We start from the raw sequence: 25,576 nt of genomic DNA on the forward strand, positions 1-25,576 counted from the left end.
TCCTCTTTTCCGCAAGAAAACTAGTCGTAGCTGATTGCATGATCTACAATACGGCAAAATTCTAACTCGACTATTTTCAGGAAGAGCTGCATGTACATGAGCACTGACGAGGTTCGTAACGCGTTCCTCAAGTTCTTTGAAAGCAAAGGACACCAAATCGTAGAAAGTTCATCGTTAGTTCCACATAACGACCCAACACTGCTGTTCACAAACGCAGGTATGAACCAATTTAAAGATTGCTTCCTAGGCTTGGAAAAACGCGCCTACACTCGAGCAACTACGGCTCAACGTTGTGTACGTGCTGGTGGTAAGCACAATGACCTGGAAAACGTTGGTTTCACAGCTCGTCACCACACGTTCTTTGAAATGCTAGGCAACTTCAGCTTTGGCGATTACTTCAAAGAAGACGCCATTGCTTTTGCTTGGGAATTCCTAACAGAAACGCTTAAGCTGCCAGCAGACCGTCTACTAGTAACAATTTACGAAACAGATGACGAAGCATTCGATATCTGGAACCAAAAAGTAGGTGTTCCTGCAGACCGAATTATCCGCATTGGCGATAAGAAAGGTGGTAAGCCATTCGAGTCAGATAACTTCTGGCAAATGGGGGACACTGGTCCTTGTGGTCCATGTACTGAAATCTTCTATGATCACGGTGAGCACATCTGGGGTGGTCGCCCTGGTACTCCTGAAGAAGATGGTGACCGTTTCATCGAGATCTGGAACAACGTATTCATGCAGTTCAACCGTCATGCTGATGGCACGATGGAGCCGCTACCAAAACCGTCTGTAGATACCGGTATGGGTATTGAGCGTATCTCTGCGATCATGCAGGGCGTTCACTCTAACTACGAAATCGACGTGTTCCAAGCGCTGATCAAAGCAGCAGCTGAAACGATTGGCTATGAAGACCTATCAAACCAATCGCTACGCGTTATTGCTGACCACATCCGTTCATGTTCATTCCTGATCGTTGATGGCGTTATGCCTTCAAACGAAGGTCGTGGTTACGTTCTACGTCGTATCATCCGTCGTGCGGTTCGTCACGGTAACAAGCTGGGCGCACAAGGTGCATTCTTCCATAAATTGGTTGGTGTACTAGCAGATATCATGGGTACGGCTGGTGAAGAGCTGAAGCGTCAACAAGCTGTGGTTGAAAAAGTACTGCGTATCGAAGAAGAAAACTTCGGTCGTACACTTGAACGCGGTATGGCGATTCTAAATGAAGCATTAGATAGCATTTCTTCGCAAGGAACGGACGGTAAAGTACTCGACGGCGAAACCGTATTCAAACTTTACGACACTTACGGCTTCCCTGCTGACCTAACTAACGACGTTGCACGTGAGCGTGAGTTCGCTATCGACGAAGAAGGTTTCGAGAAAGCGATGGAAGAGCAGCGTCAACGTGCGCGTGAAGCAGGTAACTTCGGTACTGACTACAACGCTGCAATCAAAGTTGATACGCAAACAGAATTCTGTGGTTACACTGGGACTAAAGGTTCTAGCTCAGTCGCAGCGATGTTCGTTGAAGGTAATGAAGTCGATTCACTATCTGCAGGCGATAAAGCCATCATCGTACTGGGTGAAACTCCATTCTACGCAGAGTCAGGCGGTCAATGTGGCGACGCTGGTGAGATCCGCACTGAGTCTGGCGTGTTCCGCGTACAAGACACGCACAAGCTAGGCAATGCGATTGCGCACCACGGTGTGATGGCGGAGGGCGTTCTAGCGAAGGGTGACGAAGTCGCAACGATCGTTGACGCTGAGCGTCGCGCAGCTATCTCTCTAAACCACTCAGCAACGCACTTGCTGCATGCAGCACTTCGCCAATTGCTTGGTGAGCACGTTACGCAGAAAGGCTCGCTAGTAAAAGCTGACGGCCTGCGTTTTGACTTCTCTCACCTAGAAGCAGTAACGGCGGCAGAACTAAAAGAAGTTGAGCGCCTAGTGAATGCTCAAATTCGTCGCAACCATAAGATTGAAACTAATGTGATGGACATTGAGTCTGCTAAGAAGAAAGGCGCAATGGCATTGTTTGGTGAGAAGTACGATGACGAAGTTCGCGTACTATCAATGGGCGACTTCTCAACAGAGCTTTGTGGTGGTATCCACGCTTCAAACACTGGTGACATCGGTCTATTCAAGATCGTCTCTGAAGGCGGTATTGCAGCAGGTATTCGTCGTATCGAAGCGGTAACGGGTGAAGGTGCGCTAGACGCAATCGAAGCTCAAGCGGCTAAGTACGAAGAGAAACTGGCTGAATCAGCACAGAAAGCGAAATCTCTAGAGAAAGAAATCCAAAAATTGAAAGACAAGATGGCTGCAGCAGAAAGCGCAAACATCATGGGCAAAGTTCAGGACATCAACGGTACTAAAGTACTGATCGCAGCTCTAGAAGGCGCGGATAACAAGAACCTACGTACTATGGTTGATGACATCAAAAACCAAGTAGGCAGCGGCGTTATCCTTCTTGCAAACGTGAACGATGACAAGATCGGCTTGATCGCTGGTGTGACGAAAGACCTAATCGGCAAAGTGAAAGCGGGTGACCTAGTTAAGATGGTTGCTGAGCAAGTTGGCGGTAAAGGCGGTGGTCGCCCAGATATGGCGCAAGCGGGTGGTACAGATGTTGCTGCACTACCGCAAGCGATTCAGTCTGTTCAGCCTTGGTTAGAAGAACGTCTATAATCATTTAAACATAATTTACGCTCAATCAAGCTTGTTTGATTGAGCGTAATTTTTTTTTGGAACCAAGTGGTTTAATTGACGTTATCTTGACCAAGTTACCGATGTGATTTGGTTTTTGTTGCAACGACTGCTTATATCATTAGCTCAATAGAGTATGAGTAGTCTGAATGAGACTTTGATCTTGGGAAGGTGAAAACAGGTGAAAAAGCCCCTTATCGTGCAAAAATTTGGTGGAACCTCAGTCGGTTCAATTGAAAGAATCCATCAGGTTGCAGAACACATCATTAAAGCAAAGAATGATGGCAATCAAGTTGTCGTTGTTGTATCTGCTATGTCAGGTGAAACAAATCGCTTGATGGATCTCGCGATGCAAGTAGATAGCGTTCCAACAGCTCGTGAGCTTGATGTATTACTAGCTGCTGGCGAGCAGGTTTCTATGGCACTGTTGGCGATGGCTCTCAATAAGCTAGGCTGTGCGGCACGCTCACTCACCGGAGCTCAAGCAAACATTGTGACGGATAATCATCACAATGAAGCTACGATTACTCACATTGATACAACCGCAATTTTGGAACTGCTTGAGCAAGACCAAATTGTTATCGTAGCGGGCTTCCAAGGTGTGAATGAAAACGGAGATATCACCACATTGGGGCGGGGCGGTTCGGATACGAGTGCCGTCACATTGGCAGGTGCATTGAACGCGGATGAATGCCAAATTTTTACCGACGTTGATGGGATTTATACTTGTGATCCGCGAGTCGTAGAAAACGCGCAAAAAATGCCAGTGATTGACTTTCCATCAATGGAAGCAATGGCGAGTCGTGGTGCGAAAGTCCTACATTTACCCTCTGTTCAGTATGCGTGGAAAAACAACGTTCCTTTACGCGTACTGTCAACATTTGATGTCAATGACGGTAGCTTAGTTAAAGGTGAATCTGGTCATCATGCGATCTCTGGTATCGCAATCCAACGAGATCTTGCCTTTATTGAAGTTGATAATGAACATTTATCTAGCGTGACAAAACAATGTCAAATGTTAGGAATCGACATTTGGAATGTGATCGATGAAACAGAACGAACAGGTATCATGATAAAACAAGATGCATGTGCCAAGTTGGATCTGGTGTTCAGCGACAAAATCCGTAATAGTGAAGTGGTAAGCATGCTTACTGCAGTCGGGCTAGAAGCCAATGGAATGGTAGAACATGCTCGTGATTTGTTAGCACAGCGAGATATTATCGTCAATTTCTGTGCAGTAGAAGCACTCACTATGATGCTGGTCTTATCTCCTGAAAATGTGGACTCAGCAGCAAATATTCTTCATGATGCTTACATTTCATCCAGTGAAGTATTGAAGATTCAGCAAAAACATGCCTTTTTAGGCTAATTTTCCGTAACAAGGTAGTTTACGAAAATATAACTTTTGTTGGATAATAGCTTAGTAGCAAGAAAATTTAGAGATTACTCAAGGAGCAAAGAATGCTAATTTTGACTCGCCGTGTAGGCGAAACACTTATGATTGGTGATGAAGTTACTGTAACTGTACTAGGCGTTAAAGGTAACCAAGTGCGTATCGGTGTTAACGCTCCGAAAGAGGTTTCTGTTCACCGTGAAGAAATCTACATGCGCATTCAAGCTGAAAAGGGCAATGGTAACGTTGCTTCTGGTAACTACTAAGCCGCTCCTAGATATAGAGCTTAGTTTGAATGTAAAAGGCTAGCCAATGGGCTAGCCTTTTTGGTTTTTGGTTTTTGGTTTTTGGTTTTTGGTTTTTGGTTTTTGGTTTTGCAATTTGTGAACTGAGAGCGATATTTTGGGTTGGGGGAGCTCCCCGATCTAAGCGCCAAGAAACTGAAAGCGGTTTGGCCTAGATAATTTTTAATAGAATTTCGTTGAATTGTGTTGTTCGCAGATACTTGGGAATTAATGTTATTTTTTAAGAGAAGACTCTCTTTTTTTCATCACAATAGAGTGATAAAGTTTGTTTTATGATCACTTTGATTAAAACCTCAACGCTTAAACGATTTTTGCGTTTTTTTTCAAAGAAAGTGTTTGACATATTTTCGGTAAAACGTAATATGTGCCTCCGCAAGACGGTGAGGTGGCCGAGAGGCTGAAGGCGCTCCCCTGCTAAGGGAGTATACGGTTTATCCCGTATCGAGGGTTCGAATCCCTCCTTCACCGCCACTCTTGCAACGTTGAGAAATCAACACAAAAAAAATGTGCGTCCTTAGCTCAGCTGGATAGAGTACCTGGCTACGAACCAGGCGGTCGGAGGTTCGAATCCTCCAGGACGCGCCATATCTCTTCGGAGATATAACAATGAAAACGGTGAGGTGGCCGAGAGGCTGAAGGCGCTCCCCTGCTAAGGGAGTATACGGTTTATCCCGTATCGAGGGTTCGAATCCCTCCTTCACCGCCATTCATTGATTGGCCATTGGCCTTTTTTTGTTTCGTAAGAAATAAAATGTGATATGCTTCACAGCTTCTTTAGCAAGAAGAACTGCGCGTCCTTAGCTCAGCTGGATAGAGTACCTGGCTACGAACCAGGCGGTCGGAGGTTCGAATCCTCCAGGACGCGCCACTATTTAATAATTCGTTTGATAAACGGGTTATACAAAGTAAAATATAAAGATTATTGCGCGTCCTTAGCTCAGCTGGATAGAGTACCTGGCTACGAACCAGGCGGTCGGAGGTTCGAATCCTCCAGGACGCGCCACTCTTTAGGGTTTCTTCTTATACGATAGGAATCCTGATATTGATACTTGTGTTAAACAAGGTTGATATCGAAAACTGCGCGTCCTTAGCTCAGCTGGATAGAGTACCTGGCTACGAACCAGGCGGTCGGAGGTTCGAATCCTCCAGGACGCGCCACTCTTTAGGGTTTCTTCTTATACGATAGGAATCCTGATATTGATACTTGTTGTTAAATAAGGTTGATGTCGAAAACTGCGCGTCCTTAGCTCAGCTGGATAGAGTACCTGGCTACGAACCAGGCGGTCGGAGGTTCGAATCCTCCAGGACGCGCCACTCTTTAGGGTTTCTTCTTATACGATAGGAATCCTGATATTGATGCTTGTTGTTAAACAAGGTTGATGTCGAAAACTGCGCGTCCTTAGCTCAGCTGGATAGAGTACCTGGCTACGAACCAGGCGGTCGGAGGTTCGAATCCTCCAGGACGCGCCACTCTTTAGGGTTTCTTCTTATACGATAGGAATCCTGATATTGATGAATCTTGTTGTTAAACAAGGTTGATGTCGAAAACTGCGCGTCCTTAGCTCAGCTGGATAGAGTACCTGGCTACGAACCAGGCGGTCGGAGGTTCGAATCCTCCAGGACGCGCCACTCTTTAGGGTTTCTTCTTATACGAAAGGAATCCTGATATTGATACTAGTGTTAAACAAGGTTGATATCGAAAACTGCGCGTCCTTAGCTCAGCTGGATAGAGTACCTGGCTACGAACCAGGCGGTCGGAGGTTCGAATCCTCCAGGACGCGCCACTTATTAAAAGCCTCGCTTATTGCGAGGCTTTTTTGTATCTGCCTTCTTCAAATTTAGTTTTTGTTCTCTCTCCCTACGCTTTCTTTGTGGCCGAATTTTGATGGATATCTACTTTGGATGTAATTCGCCTTTTCTCAATGCTTTTGTTCTAAGAAAACCGCAGTTATTCATGCCAACACATTGCGAAATAAAGAAAATTGACCTAATCGTTTATATACCCTGCACCCCAAGGTTACTTGGGAATCACTACCATTAAGAAAGGATGCTTCAATGATAGGTAAGATATTGACGAGTGGTGCGTTAGGAATGTTATGTGTGGCTCAAGTGGCCTCTGCTGCCGAAGGGGATGACGTACCACAACGAGCACAAACGGTTGGGGACGTCATAGACCGTCCTGGCGTGCTTACGCCGAAAGGAACGTGGTCATTCGATTCATCATTCAACTATACGCAAAACTCCTCAAATAAGGTCTCTGTGGTTGGTTATACCGTGTTGCCAACGCTGATTGTTGGGCGTATTGAAGTGAGTGATGCTGATCGAACGACGATGACCTTTGGTTTGACGACTCGTTATGGTCTTACTAATGCGACTGAGCTGGAATTTAGATTACCGTATGTTTATCGCAATGATCAGCTTTCAGTCCGTCCGATTCAAGATGGTTCCAATGATGATGTGATTAACACGACGATTGATGGTGGTGGGTTAGGGGATCTCGAATTCGCGATACGTCACCAATTTAATTTTGAAAGCGCCCCTTATTGGATTGGTGGCTTTCGAGTTAAGTCGGATACTGGCCGTTCCCCTTATGAAGTATCCATAGATCAAGGTAGTAATTCGTTCAGTGACGTGCCAACTGGCTCCGGTTTTTGGAGCTTTGAGCCCAGTGTGACGATGATCTATCCAACCGCACCCGCCGTGTTGTTTGCTAATGTTAGTTATATTTATACATTAAAGGATACGGTGTCGATAGGTGATTCCAAGGCTGATATCGACCTTGGTGATACCATTTCACTATCCGGAGGGATGGGGTTTTCTGTTAATCCTAGTTTGTCTTTTTCTCTAGGATTGAGTCATAAAACGATCTTAAAAAGTAAAATAAACGGGTCAACGTCGGATGAAGCAAAATTGCTTCAACTCGACTCATTCACGTTTGGTGTTAACTATGCCTTCAACAAACAAACGTCAATTAATGTGAGTGCTCAAGCGGGATTAACCGAAGACACGCCAGATTTTCAGTTGACGATCCGAGTTCCGTACAACCTTTAGGGCAGGGAATGCTGCGATATCAAAATGGCTATGAATACGGCACTGACATCTCACATGTTGACATCTTACATATTAGGGCCTGTGAACGTGGATGCGAAGATAAAGAAAGGTAGCAATGAAGAAAGGTTAGCTTGTTGCCCATCGTCTGAGGATGAACGGGGGTCGAAGTCGAAAGCTTGATTTGTCGCAGAGAATAAATTATCGCTATTATTCCCATTTGTTCAGTGATTTTGATTTATTCAGTGGTTGAGTAAGGCATCTTCTAGTCGCTGATTATTTCGAATTTGCTGCATTACACCACTGACTTGGGCATCTATATCAACAAGTGTATTTAATCCGATTACGCTGTTATCGGTGGTGTTTTGAATGATGTTAATGATGCTTGAGTTGATAAGTTCAGAGCTGATAATGGTAGGACTCTGTGGGGCAGACATATCAGGACTATTCGATGTACTGTCACCAATAAGATTGCCATCGCCAAATTGAATGATATTTACGATACCTTGATCAAATTGTTCGCTGTTGATCGAACCAGAACCATTTATGGCGTGGATATTGGTAAGGTTGCCATTTTCGATGACTAAGTTCGCGATGGTGGTATTCAATAGACTTTCACCATTGATCGTTGTTGAGATGCTCAGGCCAATATTGATCACGTAGTCGTCTGCAATTTTAAAGCCGCCGCGATATTGAGATAAAGCCTCGTTTGTCACAGGCTTGAGTGCGTCAATCGATAAGCTATCTGCTTTAGTCAATAAACTTAACATAGCGGTGATAAGTACCAGCGTTACTTTTATTAAGCTCATGCCCATCTACCTCCGATGTTTGCCTATCTATAGTTAAAGTTCTCACCGTCAATAGGTAGAGAATTACTGAATACACCTAAAGCTCCACGTTCGATACCGTTTCCCAGTGGTGGTGAATGGTAAATTGAAAACTCATCGTCAGTGATAAAACTGGTTCGCCCGATTTCTGCTTCATTTCTAACTAATAGCACAATGCCTTGGTAGTATTTTTCAAATTGATCGATTTTCATGACCATTGTGCCCCGAGAGGGATCGCCCAATATAACAGAGTCATTATTCATCCCCCTGATCACGACAAAATGCATGTAGCCGTCAAAGTTCACCAATGTGATGCCGGGCACCCCAAGCTTTTTTATCTTCTCTAACCCAATCTGAAAACCGTCAGAATTTAGACCGAGAGAAGCAAGATGGACTTTCATATCAAGAAGGGAGAATCCTTTTTCTTTGATTTTTTCTTTATCACCTCTGTCGTACATACTTTGAAAAATCTGCTCTTCCGTAGATGGTGCTTTATAGTGGTAAGTCAACAATGAAGCCAGTGCAGCCGAGCCACAACTGAAGTCGTACTGTTGACGAAACACATCTCCAAACACAATTTCTTTGTAGCTCTTTACGGGCACAGAGTAATGCGCTCTATGAGGAAGAAACTCTAAAGCACTGGCCGATGCTGAAATTGCCAGCATCAGCCAAGTGAGGTTATGAACTAATTTCATAGTATTTACTTGAGTGTCAGGTTAACGACGGTTGAGTTCTGGATAAGTACGTTATTCCCAGTATTTTGAATCACGCTCGATATCCCTGAACTGTCTGCGAACGCACCTGGAGATAAAATATTATTTCCGCTAATGGTGTTATTGGCGACGTTATCTGACGATATCCCATAAACATCTGATTCTGCATAGACAAGGTCAAGATCGATATCGACATGTTGACCACCTCTTGCTTCACTCATTGTTTCGAGGCTAACACTTTCGTCAGACAACGTTATCTCATCAGCGTTGGCGGAAACGGCAATTATCATACCCAAGGTACACAGTGCCAAACGCATCGCTTTCTCCTAATAATGCTCATTAGTCGCCAGTAAAGACACTCGCATTGGTTGCTACAGATTGTTGAATCAGTGCATTACCGCCAGCGCTTTGTGCCACAGTGGTAATACCCGCTGCGCTACCCATACCGCCTAGGTTATTCACATTATCAACACGAACAGTAGAATCTTTGTCCATTGCTGAGTAGTTAACCGACGTTGAACTAACAGAGCCCATCACTTCAGAGTTTGCAACGACCATATCAGTGTCGATTTCTAGCGTGTTAAAGCTATTCGCAGTGTTAGTGCTTGAATTGCTGTTATCGCTATTGTCGTTGAAGCTATTCGCGATGCTATTGTCACTGTTGTCACTGTTATCGCTGTTATCGCTGTTGTCGCTGTTGTCGTTAAAGCTACTAGCGATACTGTTGTCGCTGTTATCACTGTTGTCACTGTTGTTACTGTTATCGTTATGACTATTAGCTGTAGCAGTGTTCACACTCGAGTTCGAGTTATCACTGTTATTACTGTTGTCATTGGCGTTACTAGTGCTGTTGTCGTTGTAACTGTTAGCAGTATTCATACTCGAATTTGAGTTGTCGCTATTGTTACTGTTGTCACTATTGTTACTGTTGTCACTATTGTTGCTGTTGTCATTCGCGTTGCTAGTGCTGTTATCGTTGTAACTGTTAGCAGTATTCATACTCGAATTTGAATTGTCATTGGCATTACTCGTACTGTTGTCATTAGCATTGTGAGTGCTGTTGTCGTTGTAACTACCATTCGTACTCGCGTTAGAGTTGTCGCTATTGTTACTGTTATCACTGTTATTGCTGTTGTCACTATTATCGTTGAAGCTATCAGCAAGGCCTAGTGATTGGGTGTTGCTGTTGTCGTTAGCATTATGAGTGCTGTTGTCATTTGCGTTGCTCGTACTGTTGTCGTTGTAGCTCGCATTAGTACTTGCATTTGAGTTGTCGCTATTATTGCTATTGTCGTTAGCAGCAGTAGCGCTATTGTCATTGTAACTAGCGTTAGTACTCGCATTTGAGTTATCGCTGTTATTGCTGTTGTCATTAGCATTACTAGCACTATTGTCGCTGTTGTCATTAAAGCTATCAGCAAGACCTATCGACTGCATATTGCTGTTATCGCTGTTGTCACTGTTATTGCTATTGTCACTATTGTTACTGTTGTCATTCATGCTATCAGTGACTGAAAGCGTGTTAGCACTGTCATCCCACTGATTGTTATTTTTGCCATCATCGACATCATTGTTAGCTAATGCATTACCACTCAATAAAATCGCCGACATTGCGATAGCAAGCCCTGTCTTGTTAAGCGTCATAATTGATCACTCCGTTTCCTGTGTTCCTGTTTAAAAATGACTGCATGTAAACTTCTTGCTGCCTCTTTTGGCTTGGAAGCGCTGGAAGTATAGGAATAAGATCACCAGGCAGTTTCTCAATAATGAGAAAACTCACTGCTCCGTTGATTGAATAAGGTTGGGTTGTATTTCTCCCATATATGAAAGCGTTTTATAGTCATCAAGTTAGGTAAGTGGGTTTGGTTAAGAATGCTTCGAGTATGAGTTTTGAACGGTAAAAAGGTTGAAAAAGTACGTACGTTGCTAGCCTTTTAGCAATCTGTGTTATACGCATTTGTGGCTGCGGCGTTTGGTTCAGAAAAAGCCCTTATTTATAACAAGGGTTTAGTGGCTAAAAGCATGAGATTGACTGATTGTGGAAAGGAATACGGTAGGCCTTTCTAATGTATCTCTTCGTTGTTTCCTTGTTATAAAGTCAGACTGAGGTGCTATATTTCATCTATTGATTTCTATTATGGTTAAAACATAAACGTAATGTTCGGTGCTTGGAGGGAGCAGTAAAAGTGCCGACAAGATGGAGGATACATGGGAACAAAATACCTTCTCCTACTTGCAGAAAATAACTTACAAACCAGTTTGATTGCGAAGCAGCTTTCATCAATAAGCGAAGTGAAAATAACAATTTGTTTGCCACAAGAAGCGGTGTTTCGTAGCCACAGTATGAACGTGGATTTAGTGTTTATCGATTACGATTATATGCTGCAATTGGAATCTACAAATTGTCTACCAGATTTTGATCTCTTTGGTTGGCCATTGATGATCCATAACGTACCAAGTGACCAAGTAGATAACCAGTTACTGCGTTGGAAATTACTAAAGGGCATTTTATTGCGTGACGCATCCGTTGCGCACATCAGTGAAAGTGTGGGGTATATTTTTAAAGGGGGCCTTTGGTTACCGAGAAGTTACTTAGAGACACTGATCAATAACTATCGTCATTCAAATGTCGCGATGGAATGTCATCATGATGATTTAACTAGCCGTGAAAGGCAGATTTTGGAATTGCTCGCCTACGGTATTTCGAATCAGCAAATCGCTTCGCAATTGTTTCTGTCTGAGAGTACGGTTAAAAGTCATATTTATAAACTATACAAAAAGCTCGATGTTCATTCACGGCATGATGCTATCAAGATGGCTAGAATGAATGGAGGGCTAACTACCTAGTGAATGTGTTTAAAACAGTGGGTAATCGAGGGGAGAGGTTTATTCAATGCGTAATTAGTCATGTAGCATTAAATGGAACTATTATTCTATTTCATTGAGAGGAGAATTTTTTCTGATAACATTCTTCGCCCTACCTTACCTTTCTTTTCCAACTCAGCATTATCGCCAATCAATGTTAATTCATTGTTTTGAATATGTTTCCTTACTGTACATCTCTGTTTTTATTTCACTTTTTTTTGTGTGTTCATTTGGATTTTGAAATCCGAATCGCAGTTTTTGTTATTACTTTCATTTAATGTGGTTATATGTTGAACAATACCATTGAGAAAGAGGATTTTCTCTCGAATTGTGATCTGTGTGGTGAATAAATAGTCAAAATTTGAGGTTATTTAGAAGCTTCCTTAAACAAAATTGACAAAATTTAACCAATCGAGATAATCCAATGGTCGGGATTTAACGCTATTAAAGTCCTGCGTATTGTCAGGATGACAAAGAAAGGAAGCAACATGACAAATATAGGAAGCCTGCTAGTAGATGCGGCCACTCTAATGATTACAGGGATGGCAGTCGTATTTATTTTCCTCACTATTCTCGTTTATCTCGTTCGGCTACTGTCTAAATTGGTACCAGAAGAAGTACCTGAGCCGATCGCAGCACCAAAAACAAATACCAATATTCAACCAACCTCTTCCGCTGTTAGTCCACAAGTAGTGGCGGCGATCTCGGCTGCGATTCATCAGCATCGTGCCGCGGTTGCGAAGTAGCCGAAAGATAGGATTAAAAAGGAGTTTAAGAGCATGTCTAAACCACTAGCTATTACCGATGTGGTCCTTCGTGACGCCCATCAGTCCCTATTTGCTACGCGTATGCGTATCGAAGATATGCTGCCGATCGCAGCTGAGTTAGATAAGGTTGGTTATTGGTCGCTAGAGACCTGGGGGGGGAGCGACATTTGATGCGTGTATTCGTTTCTTAGGAGAAGACCCATGGGATCGTCTACGTGAATTGAAAAAAGCAATGCCGAACACGCCAATGCAAATGCTACTTCGTGGGCAAAACCTTTTAGGGTACCGCCATTATGCTGACGATGTAGTTGAGAAGTTTGTGGAGCGTGCTCACGCTAACGGTATGGATGTTTTCCGAATTTTTGATGCGATGAATGATGTACGCAACTTTCAGACTGCGGTCAAAGCTGCGGTAGATGTTGGCGCGCACGCGCAAGGCACGTTGTCGTACACGACAAGTCCGGTACACAATGCCGATACTTGGGTCGATCTCGCGAAACGCCTAGAGGATTTAGGTTGTCACTCTCTATGTATTAAAGATATGTCTGGCCTGCTTAAACCTTATGAAGCAGAAGAGTTGATCACACGTATTAAAGCTTCATGTGATGTCCCATTAGCGCTGCACTGCCACGCAACAACAGGTCTATCGACGGCAACAGCGGTGAAAGCCGTTGAAGCAGGGATCGATATTCTTGATACCGCCATTTCTTCGATGAGTTGTACTTATGGTCATACACCAACAGAAACGGTTGTTGCGATGCTGCAAGGTACGGAGCGCGACACGAATCTAAAACTTGAACAACTTGAGCCTATTGCCGCTTATTTCCGTGATGTTCGCAAGAAGTACGCGAAGTGGGAGGGGCAGCTAAAAGGTGTCGACTCTCGCATTCTTATTGCACAGGTTCCTGGTGGCATGCTTACTAATATGGAAGGTCAGCTAAAAGAGCAAGGTGCTGCCGATCGCCTTGATGAAGTTTTAGAAGAGATTCCACGTGTACGTGAGGATCTCGGTTTCATTCCTCTTGTTACACCGACGTCTCAGATCGTGGGTACTCAAGCGGTGATCAACGTTCTAACTGGTGAGCGCTACAAGAACATCACTAAGGAAACGGCGGGAGTACTAAAAGGTGAATATGGTGCGGCGCCGGCACCTGTGAATGCAGAGCTGCAAACAAAAGTACTTGATGGCAAAGAAGCGATCACATGTCGCCCTGCTGATTTGCTTACCGCAGAAATGGAAACGCTAACGGTTGATCTGATGGAAAAAGCACAATCCGATGGCATTAAGTTAGCAAGTGAGCGTGTTGATGATGTGTTAACCTACGCACTGTTCCCTCAAGTTGGCTTGAAGTTCTTGAAAAACCGCGGAAATCCAGATGCATTTGAGCCAGCACCTACAGTAGAAGTCGCCAAACCTGTTGCTGCGCCAGCGACTCAGCCTACCGCTGGTGGTGTGGAGACATACAGTGTACGTGTTGATGGGCAAGTGTATGAAGTCGAAGTTGGTCCTCAAGGACAGTTAACTTCCGTTACGCCAAGCTCAGCGTCTGCACCTGTTCAATCTGCTGTGCCTGCGGTTCAAGCAAACAGTGCCGCAGAAGCGGTCCCGGCTCCTCTTGCGGGGAACATTTTTAAAGTCAATGTTCAACCGGGAGCGGAAGTTGCGGAGGGGGATGTTCTTTTGATTCTTGAAGCAATGAAGATGGAAACAGAAGTCCGTGCCGCTCGTGGAGGCGTGGTGCAAGAGTTAAATGTGAAAGAGGGAGATGCAGTTACAGTTGGTTCTCCTCTTCTGAGTCTGGCGTAAGGGAGCATCATGGACGGATTGATGACCTTATGGTCAGAAACGGGGATCGCGAACTTTGAGTTCGGCCAAATCTGTATGATGTTGGTTGGTTGTACTTTGCTGTTTTTGGCGATCAAAAAAGGCTTTGAGCCACTGCTATTGCTACCAATTGGTTTTGGTGCCATCTTGGCAAACATTCCCAATGCTGGCTTTACTGAGCCGGGTGGTCTGCTGTACTACGTTTACTACATAGGGATCGAATCGGGCGTGTTCCCGCTCCTGATCTTTATGGGTGTAGGTGCGATGACCGACTTTGGTGCTTTGATCGCGAACCCGAAAACGCTTTGGCTAGGTGCAGCCGCTCAGTTTGGTATTTTCGCTACCTTGTTTGGCGCGATCTTATTGAACTATGTACCGGGTATGGAGTTTTCCATGGCGGATGCATCGTCTATCGCGATCATTGGTGGCGCTGACGGCCCTACTGCGATCTTCTTAGCTAGTAAGCTTTCGCCAGATCTGCTTGGTGCGATTGCCGTGGCAGCATACAGCTACATGGCGTTGGTGCCGATTATTCAGCCGCCGATCATGAAAGCATTGACGACGAAAGAAGAGCGCCAAATCAAAATGGCTCAGTTACGCCATGTTGGTAAGTGGGAAAAAGTGCTGTTCCCACTTGCGGTGTTACTCATGACGATTTTGTTCTTACCGTCTGCGACACCATTGGTTGGAATGTTCTGTTTAGGGAATTTGATGCGAGAAGCGGGTGTCGTGGATCGTCTCTCTAAAACCGCACAGAATGAGCTAATCAATATCGTCACGATCTTCTTGGGTCTTGGTGTTGGTTCTAAGCTCCAAGCTGAACAATTCCTCAACTTAGAAACATTAGGTATTTTGGGGCTTGGTGCAGTGGCTTTCAGTATCGGTACAGGGGCGGGCGTCCTGATGGCGAAGCTTCTCAATAAGTTCTCTAAAGAAGACATTAACCCTCTTATTGGTGCAGCAGGCGTTTCTGCAGTACCGATGGCGGCACGTGTCGTGAATAAGGTTGGTTTAGAAGCAAACCCACAGAACTTTTTGCTGATGCACGCAATGGGTCCTAACGTTGCTGGCGTACTGGGGTCGGCTGTCGCTGCTGGTATATTATTAGCATTGGTTGGTTAATCGGAATATTAAAGAGTCTGGTGGGAAATCGGCGACATAGAATTATCCACCAATTTACAAATTGACGATTAACTTCGACAAACAAAATGGTTTATAGTCAAAGGGATGCTTTCGCATCCCTTTTTGTTTTCTCTCAGGGAATGGGTTATGGAACACAAACAGATAGCGATTACCAAATTCGGCGATGCCGACGTTCTTGCGATTCAAACGACGTCAACACCAATACCTAAAACGGGGGAAATCCTCGTGAAAGTTGCCTTTTCGGGCATCAATCCTATCGATGTAAAAACGCGTGCTGGATTAGGATGGGCGGCTGCACAGAACAAAGACAATTTACCTTGGGTGCCTGGCTATGATATTTCAGGCAAGGTTGTCTCCTGTGGTGAGCAGACGTCACGTTTTGAAATCGGTGATGCTGTGGCTGGTTTTATCGGCTTTCCTGTTCGCGGTGGTGGCTATAGCCAATACATTTGTGTTCCAGAGTCTGAACTCAGCCGTGTGCCAAATACGGTCACGCTTGAAGCTGCAGCGGTTTTACCTTTAGCGGGTCAAACCGCCGCTCAAGCGCTAAGCAAAGCCAACGTCACAGAGGGGGATCGAGTGTTGATTCTCGCCGGTGCTGGTGGCGTCGGGCACCTCGCTGTTCAAATAGCGGTTGCGACCAAAGCGGAGGTCTTTACAACGTGCAGTGAACGAAATTTAGACTACCTTGCAACGCTGGGCGCACATGCAGTGAACTATCAATTTGCGCCAGTGTCAGAACGTGTTGAAGATGTAGACGTGTTGATTGATCTTGTTGGCGGCGATGCGGCACTAGATGCGCTGAAGTGTCTAACAGACAATGCTCGAGTTATCACTGTTCCGACAATTACCGCTGAATTGATTTGTGAAAAAGCAAAATTACTTGGTTTTGAAGCCAGTGGGATGTTGGTTGAGCCAGACCGTGAGCAACTCGATACCTTACTTTATATGGTTGGGGTCGGGCTGCTGAAAACTGAAGTACAACACATCTATCCGTTCAATGAAGTAGCTGAGGCTCACAAGCAAGTTGAATCAGGACGGACGCGAGGCAAGATCTTGCTTGATATGACATGTTAGAGGCATTCAATGCTGCCTTTGAAAACCTAGCATTATGGTTTTCTGATTCTGCATTGTGGGTATTGTTCATGACTGGCTTTCTCAGTGCCACCTTACTACCGGGTGGCTCTGAAGCAGGATTGATCGCAACCCTTTCTTTAAACCAGTATTCCGTATCTTCTATCATCATGGTTGCCACGATCGGTAATACCCTTGGCGGTTTAACTAATTATTGGCTCGGTTTGTGGATTCCGAACAAAACGCAAGATGAGAAGCACGGCCATACAGCGTTGAAGTGGCTATCGAAATACGGTTACTGGGGTTTATTTTTTAGCTGGTTGCCTGTGATTGGTGACCCGCTATGTTAGCGGCAGGATGGTTAAGGATGAAATTTCTGCCGTGTTTAGTACTTATATTTTTAGGCAAAGCGGCAAGATATAGCTTGTTAGCGGCCATCTATCTCGGATTATTTTAAGGAAAGCGCATGAGAATGTTTTGGGTTGGTGCGTGTTCACTGTTAGTGATCACGGGCTGTGCATCAAACGCTCCGGTATCATTACCGGATGGTGTTACTTTTGTCGAATCGTCGAAAGCAGAAGATGGGAAAGTTAAAATCCCATACCAGAAATATCTACTGGATAATGGTCTCACGGTGATTCTGGCACCAGAAAGTTCAGACCCACTTGTACACGTTGATGTCACCTACCATGTAGGCTCTGCGCGTGAGGATATCGGAAAATCAGGCTTTGCTCACTTCTTTGAGCATATGATGTTCCAAGGTTCTGAAAATGTCGGTGATCAACAGCACTTTAAAATTATCACTGAAGCGGGTGGCACACTTAACGGTACCACTAACCGTGACCGCACTAACTACTTTGAAACTGTGCCGGCGAACCAGTTAGAAAAAATGTTGTGGCTTGAGTCTGATCGCATGGGCTTTTTGCTTGATGCCGTATCGCAACATAAGTTTGAAATTCAACGTTCAACCGTTAAGAATGAACGCGCTCAACGTTACGATAACCGTCCATATGGTTTGATTTGGGAGCGCATGGCAGAGGCCTTATACCCAGAAGGGCACCCATATTCATGGCAAACCATCGGCTATGTTGACGATCTCGATCGTGTCGATGTCAACGATTTGAAAGCATTCTTCTTACGTTGGTATGGTCCAAATAACGCGGTCATCACCATTGGTGGTGATATCGACGTTAAACAAACGCTTGATTGGGTAAATAAATATTTTGGATCTATCCCTCGTGGTCCTGAAGTTGAAAATGCACCGAAACAACCTGCGAAGCTAGAAGAGAGTAAGTACATTACGCTGGAAGATCGAATCCAACAGCCTATGGTCATGATCGCATGGCCAACCACCTACAGCGGTGAAGCTAACCAAACGTCACTTGATACTCTATCAAGTGTGCTGGGTAGTGGTACGAATAGTGTGCTATATCAAGACTTGGTGAAAACACAAAAAGCGGTAGATGCCGGTTCTTTTCATGACTGTGCAGAGTTGTCGTGTAATTTCTACGTGTACGCCATGGGTGATTCTGGCGATAAAGGCGATCTCGCTAAGCTATATGACGAGTTAATGTCATCGCTTAATAAATTTGCTCAAGACGGCGTGACCAAAGATCGTTTAGAGCAATTAAAAGGGCAAGAAGAAGCGGATGCCATTTTTGCGCTAGAGAGTGTCAAAGGAAAAGTCACTCAGTTGGCATCGAACCAAACTTTCTTCGGCCAACCAGACTTAATTGAAAAGCAACTTGAGCAAATTCGTGCTGTGACACCGGAATCTGTCGAGAAAGCGTATCGTGATTTTATCCAAGGAAAAAATAAAGTTACGTTGAGCGTGGTCCCTAAGGGGAAAACGGATCTCGCGGTTAAACCTGCCACTTTCGTTACACCAAAACGGACATTACCGGAATACGAAAAAATCACCGATGATCAGTTAGCCTACCGCCGTGCCACGGACAACTTTGATCGTTCAGTACAGCCACCAGTTGGCGAACCAGTCGAAGCGACAATGCCTAAACTGTATGACATTCAATTTGGCAATGGCTCTAAATTACTCGGTACAGTGAGTGATGAAACGCCAACCGTGATGATGCAATTTAGCCTACCAGCGGGTACTCGTTATGTCGATAAAGGTAAAGAAGGGCTTGCTCAGCTGACTGCCGCGATGCTTCAAGAAGGGACGACTAAGCGCAGCGTAGAGCAAATTCAAGCAGAATTAGATAAGCTTGGCAGCGTTATTTCTGTTGATGCTTCAGGTTACACGACAGACATTAGCGTATCGGCGCTAGAGAAGAATCTAGCTCCCACACTTAACATTGTTGAAGAGATGCTATTATCACCAGCATTTAAGCAAGAAGATTTTGACCGTGTGAAAGTGCAAGCGCTAGAAGGGCTTGTTTATGAACAACAAAATCCGAGTTGGATGGCTGCACAAGCAAGTCGACAAGTGCTTTATGGGGATTCTGTATTTGCTCGTCCTCAAGACGGTACGCAAGCAGGTTTAACTGCACTGACGTTAGATGATGTTCGTGAGTTTTATACTCAGCACTACACGCCGCAAAATGCTCAGATCATTGTCGTTGGTGATGTAAGCAAAGTCGAACTTGAAAAACAACTGACGTTTTGGGCGAATTGGGAAGATGAGGCGAATCCAAGCTATGAGCCTCAAAGTATTGCCTCTTTAGGTGAGCAAAAAATTCATTTGGTTGATAAACCAGGAGCGCCGCAGAGTGTGGTGATGTTGGTGCGTCAGGGAATGCCTTACGATGCAACAGGTGATTTCTATCTTGCTCAATTAGCGAACTTTAACTTGTCTGGTAACTTCAATAGCCGCATCAACCAAAACCTTCGTGAAGATAAAGGCTACACTTATGGAGCCTTTGGTTACTTCTCAGGAAATGTGGAAACTGGCTCTGTTGTCTTTACTGCTCAAGTGCGTGCAGATTCAACCGTTGAGTCCATTATTGAGTTCGAAAATGAGCTTAATGAGTACTCCCAAGCTGGTATGACGGATGATGAATTGAAATTTATGCGACAAGCAGTCGGTCAAAAAGATGCGCTGAAATATGAGACGCCAACACAGAAAGGCAAACTTATCAGTGATATTTTGAAATACGATTTAGACCAAGACTATTTGCAGCAACGAAATGCCATCGTCGATACCGTTGATAAACGGACACTGGATGCGCTTGCGCAAAAATGGTTTGACCCGAACGACTATCAAATCATTGTTGTCGGGGATGCGAAATCACTTCGTCCTCAACTAGAAAAGTTAGGGAAAGATGTGGAAGAGCTTGAAATCATTCGATAGAGCACACATTTAATAGCGGAGAGGAGACTCTCCGCTATTCGTTTCTGACTAGATAAATGACTTTTTGATGGGTTATTTATCTAGATGGATTACATATCAATAACTTAGCTTTCACTTGCCATGATGTAAGTGACCTGCTCCCAATATAAGCGAACCTCATTTTGACTGATTTTGCTGCGCGACTAAAACAAGTTGCATCAAACCCGGAAGTATTTACGCAGTTTGGACGCGGTGTTGAGCGAGAAACTTTGCGCTATCGTCAGGATGGACACCTAGCAACCACGCCTCATCCTGAGGGGTTGGGTTCAGCGTTCACAAATAAATGGATCACGACAGACTTTTCTGAGTCTCTACTGGAGTTTATTACGCCGGTGTCGCATGAGATCCCTGAACTGATGGGGCAATTAAAAGATATCCACCACTTCACACAAACTAAAATGGGTGAAGAAAAAATGTGGCCACTTTCCATGCCATGTTTTGTGGGAAGCGAAGATGATATTCAGCTTGCTCAATACGGCTCATCAAATTCAGCCAAAATGAAAACGCTTTACCGTGAGGGGCTAAAACGCCGTTACGGTAGTTTGATGCAAATTATCTCTGGTGTGCACTTTAACTTTTCTTTCCCGGAAACATTCTGGGACGCGCTGCATGGTGAGCAAGATGAAGAGACGCGTCAAGAGACAAGATCGGCGGCTTACTTTGCTTTGATTCGTAACTACTACCGCTTTGGTTGGATGATTCCATACTTCTTTGGTGCATCTCCGGCGCTGTGTGGTTCTTTCATTCAAGGTCGTGAGACAGATCTGCCATTCGAGAGCGTAGGTGGCACATTATACCTCCCAAAAGCGACCTCGTTACGCTTGAGTGATCTCGGTTACACCAATAGTGCGCAAAGTGTACTTAAGATTGGCTTTAACAGCATCGAGCAGTATCTTGATGGTTTGAGTGATGCGATTCGTCGTCCATCTGAAGAGTTTGCAAAGATTGGAGTGAAAGAGAATGGTGAATATCGTCAGCTTAACTCAAATATTCTGCAAATTGAGAATGAACTTTACGCCCCAATTCGTCCAAAACGCGTAACGAAGAGCGGTGAAAAACCTTCTGAAGCATTACAGCGTGGCGGTGTGGAATACATTGAAGTTCGTTCTCTTGACGTTAACCCATTTAGTGCTGTTGGCGTAAGTGAAGAACAAGTTCGCTTCCTCGATCTGTTCTTAACATGGGCAGCATTGTCAGATTCAGACCCAATGGATGGTTGCGAACTTGAGTGCTGGCGTGATAACTGGAACAAGGTCATTGTATCTGGTCGTGAGAAAGGCTTAATGCTGCAAATTGGTTGTCAAGGTGAGCGTTTGTCTCTGCAAGACTGGGCGCATCGAGTGTTTGCTGAATTACGTCAAATTGCGGTCGAGATGGATGCGGCAACAGGCGGAAGTGCCTACCAAGCTGTATGTGAAAAATTAGAAGAGTGGATTGATAATCCTGAATTAACCATCTCTGGTCAAATTTTAGAACTAACAAAAGAGTATGGTGGTTTAGGCAAAGTAGGTTGTGCGTTAGGCATGAAAGTCCGTGAGGAAAATTTAGCTCACGGTTATGAGCAATATTCAGAAGCCATGATGGAAGCGGAAGTGAGCGCTTCAGTTGAGAAACAGCAACAAGCCGAGCTGAGTGACACATTGTCATTTGATGAGTTTCTTGAAGACTACTTCGCGTACCTGAAAAAATAACACCAATGCTTACCTAAATAGGTATAAACATAATAAGGACAGGGATTGGACATTAAGCCGTTAGTGGTGTCTGTGCTTGGGAGCGTATTGTTAGCTGGTTGCGCTACTGCGCCCCCAAAACAACAGGACAACCTATGTGAAATATTCCGCGAAAAATCGGGTTGGTATGACGATGCCAAAGACATGGAAGAAGAATGGGGAACCCCAATTAATGTCGCCATGGCGATTATTAAGCAAGAGAGTAGCTTCCGTCATGATGCCAAACCACCCAAAGATTATATCCTTGGCTTTATCCCTTGGGGGCGCGTAAGTAGTGCATATGGCTATGCACAAGCTCAAGACCCTGCTTGGGAAGACTTTCAGAAAGCAACAGGTCAAGGTGGTTCACGTACCAACTTCGATGATTCAATGATGTTTGTTGGTTGGTATACCCACGAAACGCGTCGCCAATTAGGTATCTCTTTGTGGGACCCATATAACCAATACCTTGCTTATCATGAGGGGCGAGGTGGTTATAAACGAGGAACATATAAGAGTAAGCCGAGTTTGGTAAAGGTCGCAAGGCGAGTTGAACAAACCGCAAAAACGTATGGCTGGCAGCTTAAGCAGTGCCGCCAAGAATTAGAAAACAGCAGTAGCTGGTTCTTTTAACCCCTAATAGTCGAGTTGGGGAATAAATGGAAAGCAATGCCAATGCCTCAATATGTTGAGTGTTGGTGGTTACAACCAGGAGAGACGTAATGCCTTTATTAGACAGTTTTACCGTAGATCACACTCGTATGCATGCCCCAGCGGTTCGCGTGGCAAAAACAATGCAAACTCCAAAAGGGGATACGATCACAGTCTTTGATTTACGTTTTACCGCCCCAAACAAAGACATTCTTTCTGAGAAAGGGATTCATACGTTAGAGCACTTGTATGCTGGCTTTATGCGCAATCACCTAAATGGTGACCGCGTTGAAATCATTGATATTTCGCCAATGGGCTGCCGTACAGGTTTTTACATGAGCCTAATTGGTACGCCTTCAGAGCAACAAGTGGCTGAGGCTTGGGTTGCAGCAATGGAAGATGTGCTAAAGGTTGAGAGTCAAAATAAAATCCCAGAGCTGAATGAATACCAATGTGGTACGGCTGCGATGCATTCATTAGATGAAGCAAAGCTAATCGCGAAAAATATTCTTGATGCGGGAATTTTAGTCAACAAGAACGATGAACTTGCCTTACCAGAATCGATGTTGAAAGAACTTCGTATTGATTAAGCTCTATCGGTTTGTTTAGTGTCAAGTTTGCTTAATACCAGGCTTGCTTAATACCAGGTTTGCTTAGAGACAGGTTTTAATAACAAAAAGTTTGGATAACAAAGAGCCTGACACATTGCCAGGCTCTTTTTGTTCTTTGCTTGGTTTTGTTCTTTGCTTAGTCAAGCTAGCTGCTCTTTTTAAGTTTCGGAAAAACTTTGACAAGCTTTATACGGTTTTCCTCGATGTTGACGATCTCCATCGGGTGGCCGGCAACATGCACACTCAGGTGGCTTTCGGGTATATCTTCTAAATGCTCAAGGATCAGGCCATTGAGAGTTCTTGGGCCGTCAGTAGGCAGTTTCCACTTCAAGCCTTTGTTGATGTCACGGATATTCGTACTCCCCTCTATCAAAAAGCTCCCATCACCTTGGGGAGTAATTTCCTCAGAAAGACTTGGTGCGATAGAGGTAGTGAACTCGCCAATAATTTCTTCCAAGATATCTTCTAATGTGACGAGACCATTGATGTCACCATATTCATCAACAATGAGGCCGATACGTTGTTTGTTGCGCTGGAACTTCAACATCTGAACATTGAGAGGTGTTCCCTCTGGAATGTAGTAAACCTCATCCGCCGCTCGCAATAAGGTCTCTTTAGTGAACTCGTTTTTTTCTAACATCAAACGATAGGATTCACGTAATCGTAGCATGCCGACGACTTCGTCAATTTGATCACGATAGAGAACAATGCGGCCGTGTGGAGAGTGAGTTAGCTGACGAACGATCGATTTCCAATCATCGTTTATATCAATGCCAGTTATCTCATTTCGAGGCACCATGATGTCATTTACAGTGACGTGTTCTAAGTCGAGAATAGATACCAGCATGTCTTGGTGGCGTCGAGGAATAAGACCTCCGGCTTCATTAACGACGGTACGCAGCTCTTCCGAGCTCAAGTGATCTTCCGTGGTGTGATCGGCTTTTACACCAATTAAACGGATAAAACCGTTGGTAATGAAGTTGACGAGCATTACCAGTGGTGACAGCACTTTCATCAGTATCGTCAGGAGGATACTACTCGCATAGGATACGCGTTCGGGATAAAGGGATGCGATCGTTTTTGGTGTGACTTCTGCGAAGACTAAAACCACCATGGTCAGTGCACCTGTTGCTATCGCCACACCTAAATCACCATACAAACGCATGCCTAAGATGGTTGCGATAGCAGAAGCAAGAATATTAACGAGGTTGTTGCCGATAAGAATGAGACCAATAAGGCGATCGGGCCGGTCGAGAAGCTTTTCGACTCGCCTTGCCCCTTTATGCCCATTATTGGCTAAGTGCTTTAAGCGGTAGCGGTTCAAAGACATCATCCCTGTTTCTGAACCTGAGAAGTAACCTGATATGACGATCAGACACGCGAGTAGCGCAAATAAGATACCCGTAGATATGTCGTCCAAAACGCTGCAGTTCCTTGTATGTGTTTATTTAATTTATGACCGACCATGGTCACTTCGTCAATGAGCTTTATTCAAGTATTGTCTATCTAAGTGCTATCGAGCTAAGTGTCGAGTTAGGTGCTCTCAAGAGAGCCGTTTATCAAAATCACAGAGATAAGTAAGCGTTACTCTATTTTATTTGCAGGCCAATATAAAGGATAAGGAGCACAAGGCTCCTTACTTATTCTATTTAGCCGATAGAGCATCAGCTTAAAATGATCTCTTTCACAAATCGACTGCCGAAGTAGGCTAATGTGAGCAGGGTAGCTCCGGCAACGGCAAACCATGTTACCTTTTTGCCTCGCCAACCTTTGCGGTAATGGCCCCAAAGCAAAACAGAGTAGACAATCCAAGCAATGAAAGACAATACGCCTTTATGAGCCTTGCCTTGAGCAAACATATCATGAACAAAACCAAATCCCGTAATGAGTGTTGCAGTGAGCAACAGGTTCCCGATCATAATGATTTTAAATAACTGACGTTCTACCATCATGAGAGGGGGCAAATTGGGATTGATTGCAAGAGATTGCTTTGTTTTCAGTTTGTGATCAAGCCAAGCGAGTTGCAGTGCATACAACGCGCCAATCGTTAGTGTGGCATATGAGAACAGCGCAAAAGATATGTGGATGAGCAGTTTAGGATCGTTTTCTAAGTGCTTGATGAAAGTACTTGGCAAAAATGTCGCTGCGGTTAAGTTAATCGCGGCAAAGCTATAAACGACGGGTAATAAAAACCATAAGCGGTTCTTTAACATCGCTACGCTCATCACTAGCGAGATAATAAAGCTAATGAGTGATGCGACATTAAGAATGCTGAGGTTCTGTCCATAGCCGTGAAAAATCAAATCACCCAAAATCCAAGCATGAAAGACAAGCGCGCATGCCGCACTGGCAAACACGGTTTTTACTTTGATGCCAGACTGCTGAGAGAGTCCGGGTATAATGGTCGCAATCGCCAAGACGTAAAGAATGGCCGCTGCGATGGCAATTAAGCTATCCATGAATCCTAAAGGTAGTTGTGCTCTGTGGTGAAAATTATACCTTGCATTGGACGTTGGGGCTATGCCGAATGCCTCAACAATCATGAGAGATGAGATATTGAAATTCATAAGCTTGCCCACGATATAACAATAGA

Annotated in this window: 18 protein-coding genes, 10 tRNA genes and 2 pseudogenes; 24 read left to right on the forward strand and 6 right to left on the reverse strand. The window is 44.5% G+C overall.

Going from position 1 to position 25,576, the window contains the following annotated elements:
* The first annotated feature begins 90 nt into the window (after window positions 1-90).
* The 14 genes from alaS to KHN78_RS10485 all read left to right on the forward strand — a co-directional run bounded on the left by alaS (window position 91) and on the right by KHN78_RS10485 (window position 7,455).
* Window positions 91-2,688 (forward strand): alanine--tRNA ligase, encoded by a 2,598-nt coding sequence (gene alaS / locus KHN78_RS10420; RefSeq protein ID WP_211915983.1) that lies wholly within the window; start codon window positions 91-93, stop codon window positions 2,686-2,688.
* Window positions 2,689-2,887: 199 nt separating this feature from the next.
* A complete protein-coding gene (locus KHN78_RS10425; protein WP_211915984.1) occupies window positions 2,888-4,075 on the forward strand; it encodes an aspartate kinase in 1,188 nt (395 codons plus the stop codon).
* A gap of 92 nt (window positions 4,076-4,167) precedes the next feature.
* Entirely contained in the window at window positions 4,168-4,365 is a 198-nt protein-coding gene (gene csrA / locus KHN78_RS10430; protein ID WP_004415691.1) for a carbon storage regulator CsrA, read from the forward strand.
* Window positions 4,366-4,783: 418 nt separating this feature from the next.
* Window positions 4,784-4,875: transfer RNA gene (locus KHN78_RS10435), tRNA-Ser, on the forward strand.
* 37 nt (window positions 4,876-4,912) lie between these two features.
* Window positions 4,913-4,989: transfer RNA gene (locus tag KHN78_RS10440), tRNA-Arg, on the forward strand.
* A 29-nt stretch (window positions 4,990-5,018) separates the two neighbouring features.
* Window positions 5,019-5,110, forward strand: a tRNA-Ser gene (locus tag KHN78_RS10445).
* 85 nt (window positions 5,111-5,195) lie between these two features.
* Window positions 5,196-5,272, forward strand: a tRNA-Arg gene (locus KHN78_RS10450).
* A gap of 58 nt (window positions 5,273-5,330) precedes the next feature.
* Window positions 5,331-5,407 (forward strand) — tRNA-Arg (locus KHN78_RS10455).
* Window positions 5,408-5,485: 78 nt separating this feature from the next.
* Window positions 5,486-5,562, forward strand: a tRNA-Arg gene (locus KHN78_RS10460).
* A 79-nt stretch (window positions 5,563-5,641) separates the two neighbouring features.
* Window positions 5,642-5,718, forward strand: a tRNA-Arg gene (locus KHN78_RS10465).
* A gap of 79 nt (window positions 5,719-5,797) precedes the next feature.
* A tRNA-Arg gene (locus KHN78_RS10470) sits at window positions 5,798-5,874 on the forward strand.
* 82 nt (window positions 5,875-5,956) lie between these two features.
* A tRNA-Arg gene (locus KHN78_RS10475) sits at window positions 5,957-6,033 on the forward strand.
* Window positions 6,034-6,111: 78 nt separating this feature from the next.
* A tRNA-Arg gene (locus KHN78_RS10480) sits at window positions 6,112-6,188 on the forward strand.
* Window positions 6,189-6,459: 271 nt separating this feature from the next.
* Window positions 6,460-7,455 carry a transporter gene (locus KHN78_RS10485; RefSeq protein WP_211915985.1) on the forward strand — a complete coding sequence of 332 codons (996 nt, stop codon included), beginning with the start codon at window positions 6,460-6,462 and terminating at the stop codon, window positions 7,453-7,455.
* A 239-nt stretch (window positions 7,456-7,694) separates the two neighbouring features.
* On the opposite strand, the gene KHN78_RS10490 is transcribed toward KHN78_RS10485, so the two are convergent.
* From KHN78_RS10490 to KHN78_RS10505, 4 genes are read right to left on the reverse strand one after another with little or no spacing between them, the layout of a single operon-like run.
* Complete coding sequence (locus tag KHN78_RS10490; RefSeq protein WP_223917778.1) at window positions 7,695-8,261, reverse strand: hypothetical protein; 567 nt, start codon at window positions 8,259-8,261, stop codon at window positions 7,695-7,697.
* A 23-nt stretch (window positions 8,262-8,284) separates the two neighbouring features.
* Entirely contained in the window at window positions 8,285-8,974 is a 690-nt protein-coding gene (locus tag KHN78_RS10495; protein WP_211915986.1) for a C39 family peptidase, read from the reverse strand.
* A gap of 5 nt (window positions 8,975-8,979) precedes the next feature.
* Entirely contained in the window at window positions 8,980-9,309 is a 330-nt protein-coding gene (locus tag KHN78_RS10500; protein WP_128810198.1) for a carbon storage regulator, read from the reverse strand.
* 22 nt (window positions 9,310-9,331) lie between these two features.
* The gene (locus KHN78_RS10505; protein WP_211915987.1) at window positions 9,332-10,636 is read right to left on the reverse strand and encodes a hypothetical protein; all 1,305 of its coding nucleotides are present in this window, start codon (window positions 10,634-10,636) and stop codon (window positions 9,332-9,334) included.
* A gap of 564 nt (window positions 10,637-11,200) precedes the next feature.
* Here KHN78_RS10505 and KHN78_RS10510 point away from each other — a divergent pair.
* The 10 genes and pseudogenes from KHN78_RS10510 (at window position 11,201) to luxS (ending at window position 22,962) form a co-directional block, all read left to right on the forward strand.
* Window positions 11,201-11,839, forward strand: coding sequence for a helix-turn-helix transcriptional regulator (locus tag KHN78_RS10510; protein ID WP_211915988.1), 639 nt, complete (start codon window positions 11,201-11,203; stop codon window positions 11,837-11,839).
* Window positions 11,840-12,345: 506 nt separating this feature from the next.
* On the forward strand, window positions 12,346-12,603 hold the full coding sequence (locus KHN78_RS10515) for an oxaloacetate decarboxylase subunit gamma (RefSeq protein WP_211915989.1): 258 nt from the start codon (window positions 12,346-12,348) through the stop codon (window positions 12,601-12,603).
* A gap of 33 nt (window positions 12,604-12,636) precedes the next feature.
* A pseudogene (gene oadA, locus KHN78_RS10520) lies at window positions 12,637-14,431 on the forward strand (sodium-extruding oxaloacetate decarboxylase subunit alpha).
* 9 nt (window positions 14,432-14,440) lie between these two features.
* A complete protein-coding gene (locus KHN78_RS10525; RefSeq protein ID WP_010450222.1) occupies window positions 14,441-15,571 on the forward strand; it encodes a sodium ion-translocating decarboxylase subunit beta in 1,131 nt (376 codons plus the stop codon).
* Window positions 15,572-15,718: 147 nt separating this feature from the next.
* Complete coding sequence (locus tag KHN78_RS10530) at window positions 15,719-16,669, forward strand: NADP-dependent oxidoreductase (protein ID WP_211915990.1); 951 nt, start codon at window positions 15,719-15,721, stop codon at window positions 16,667-16,669.
* A pseudogene (locus KHN78_RS10535) lies at window positions 16,663-17,123 on the forward strand (YqaA family protein). The gene KHN78_RS10530 and the pseudogene KHN78_RS10535 overlap by 7 nt, the downstream one beginning before the upstream one ends.
* Before the next feature lie 9 nt (window positions 17,124-17,132).
* Entirely contained in the window at window positions 17,133-19,973 is a 2,841-nt protein-coding gene (locus tag KHN78_RS10540; protein WP_211915991.1) for a M16 family metallopeptidase, read from the forward strand.
* A 161-nt stretch (window positions 19,974-20,134) separates the two neighbouring features.
* The gene (gshA, locus tag KHN78_RS10545; protein WP_211915992.1) at window positions 20,135-21,703 is read left to right on the forward strand and encodes a glutamate--cysteine ligase; all 1,569 of its coding nucleotides are present in this window, start codon (window positions 20,135-20,137) and stop codon (window positions 21,701-21,703) included.
* A 45-nt stretch (window positions 21,704-21,748) separates the two neighbouring features.
* On the forward strand, window positions 21,749-22,354 hold the full coding sequence (locus KHN78_RS10550) for a hypothetical protein (RefSeq protein WP_211915993.1): 606 nt from the start codon (window positions 21,749-21,751) through the stop codon (window positions 22,352-22,354).
* 89 nt (window positions 22,355-22,443) lie between these two features.
* Complete coding sequence (gene luxS, locus KHN78_RS10555) at window positions 22,444-22,962, forward strand: S-ribosylhomocysteine lyase (RefSeq protein WP_211915994.1); 519 nt, start codon at window positions 22,444-22,446, stop codon at window positions 22,960-22,962.
* Between the two features lie 166 nt (window positions 22,963-23,128).
* Here luxS and KHN78_RS10560 read toward each other — a convergent pair whose 3' ends face one another.
* Both KHN78_RS10560 and KHN78_RS10565 read right to left on the reverse strand, forming a co-directional pair.
* On the reverse strand, window positions 23,129-24,403 hold the full coding sequence (locus tag KHN78_RS10560) for an HlyC/CorC family transporter (protein WP_128810207.1): 1,275 nt from the start codon (window positions 24,401-24,403) through the stop codon (window positions 23,129-23,131).
* A gap of 244 nt (window positions 24,404-24,647) precedes the next feature.
* Window positions 24,648-25,442, reverse strand: a complete 795-nt coding sequence (locus KHN78_RS10565; protein WP_128810208.1) for an inner membrane protein YpjD — start codon at window positions 25,440-25,442, stop codon at window positions 24,648-24,650.
* Between the last annotated feature and the right edge of the window lie 134 nt (window positions 25,443-25,576).

It is taken from the genome of Vibrio sp. B1REV9, from assembly GCF_905175395.2.
GTDB lineage: Bacteria > Pseudomonadota > Gammaproteobacteria > Enterobacterales > Vibrionaceae > Vibrio > Vibrio alfacsensis.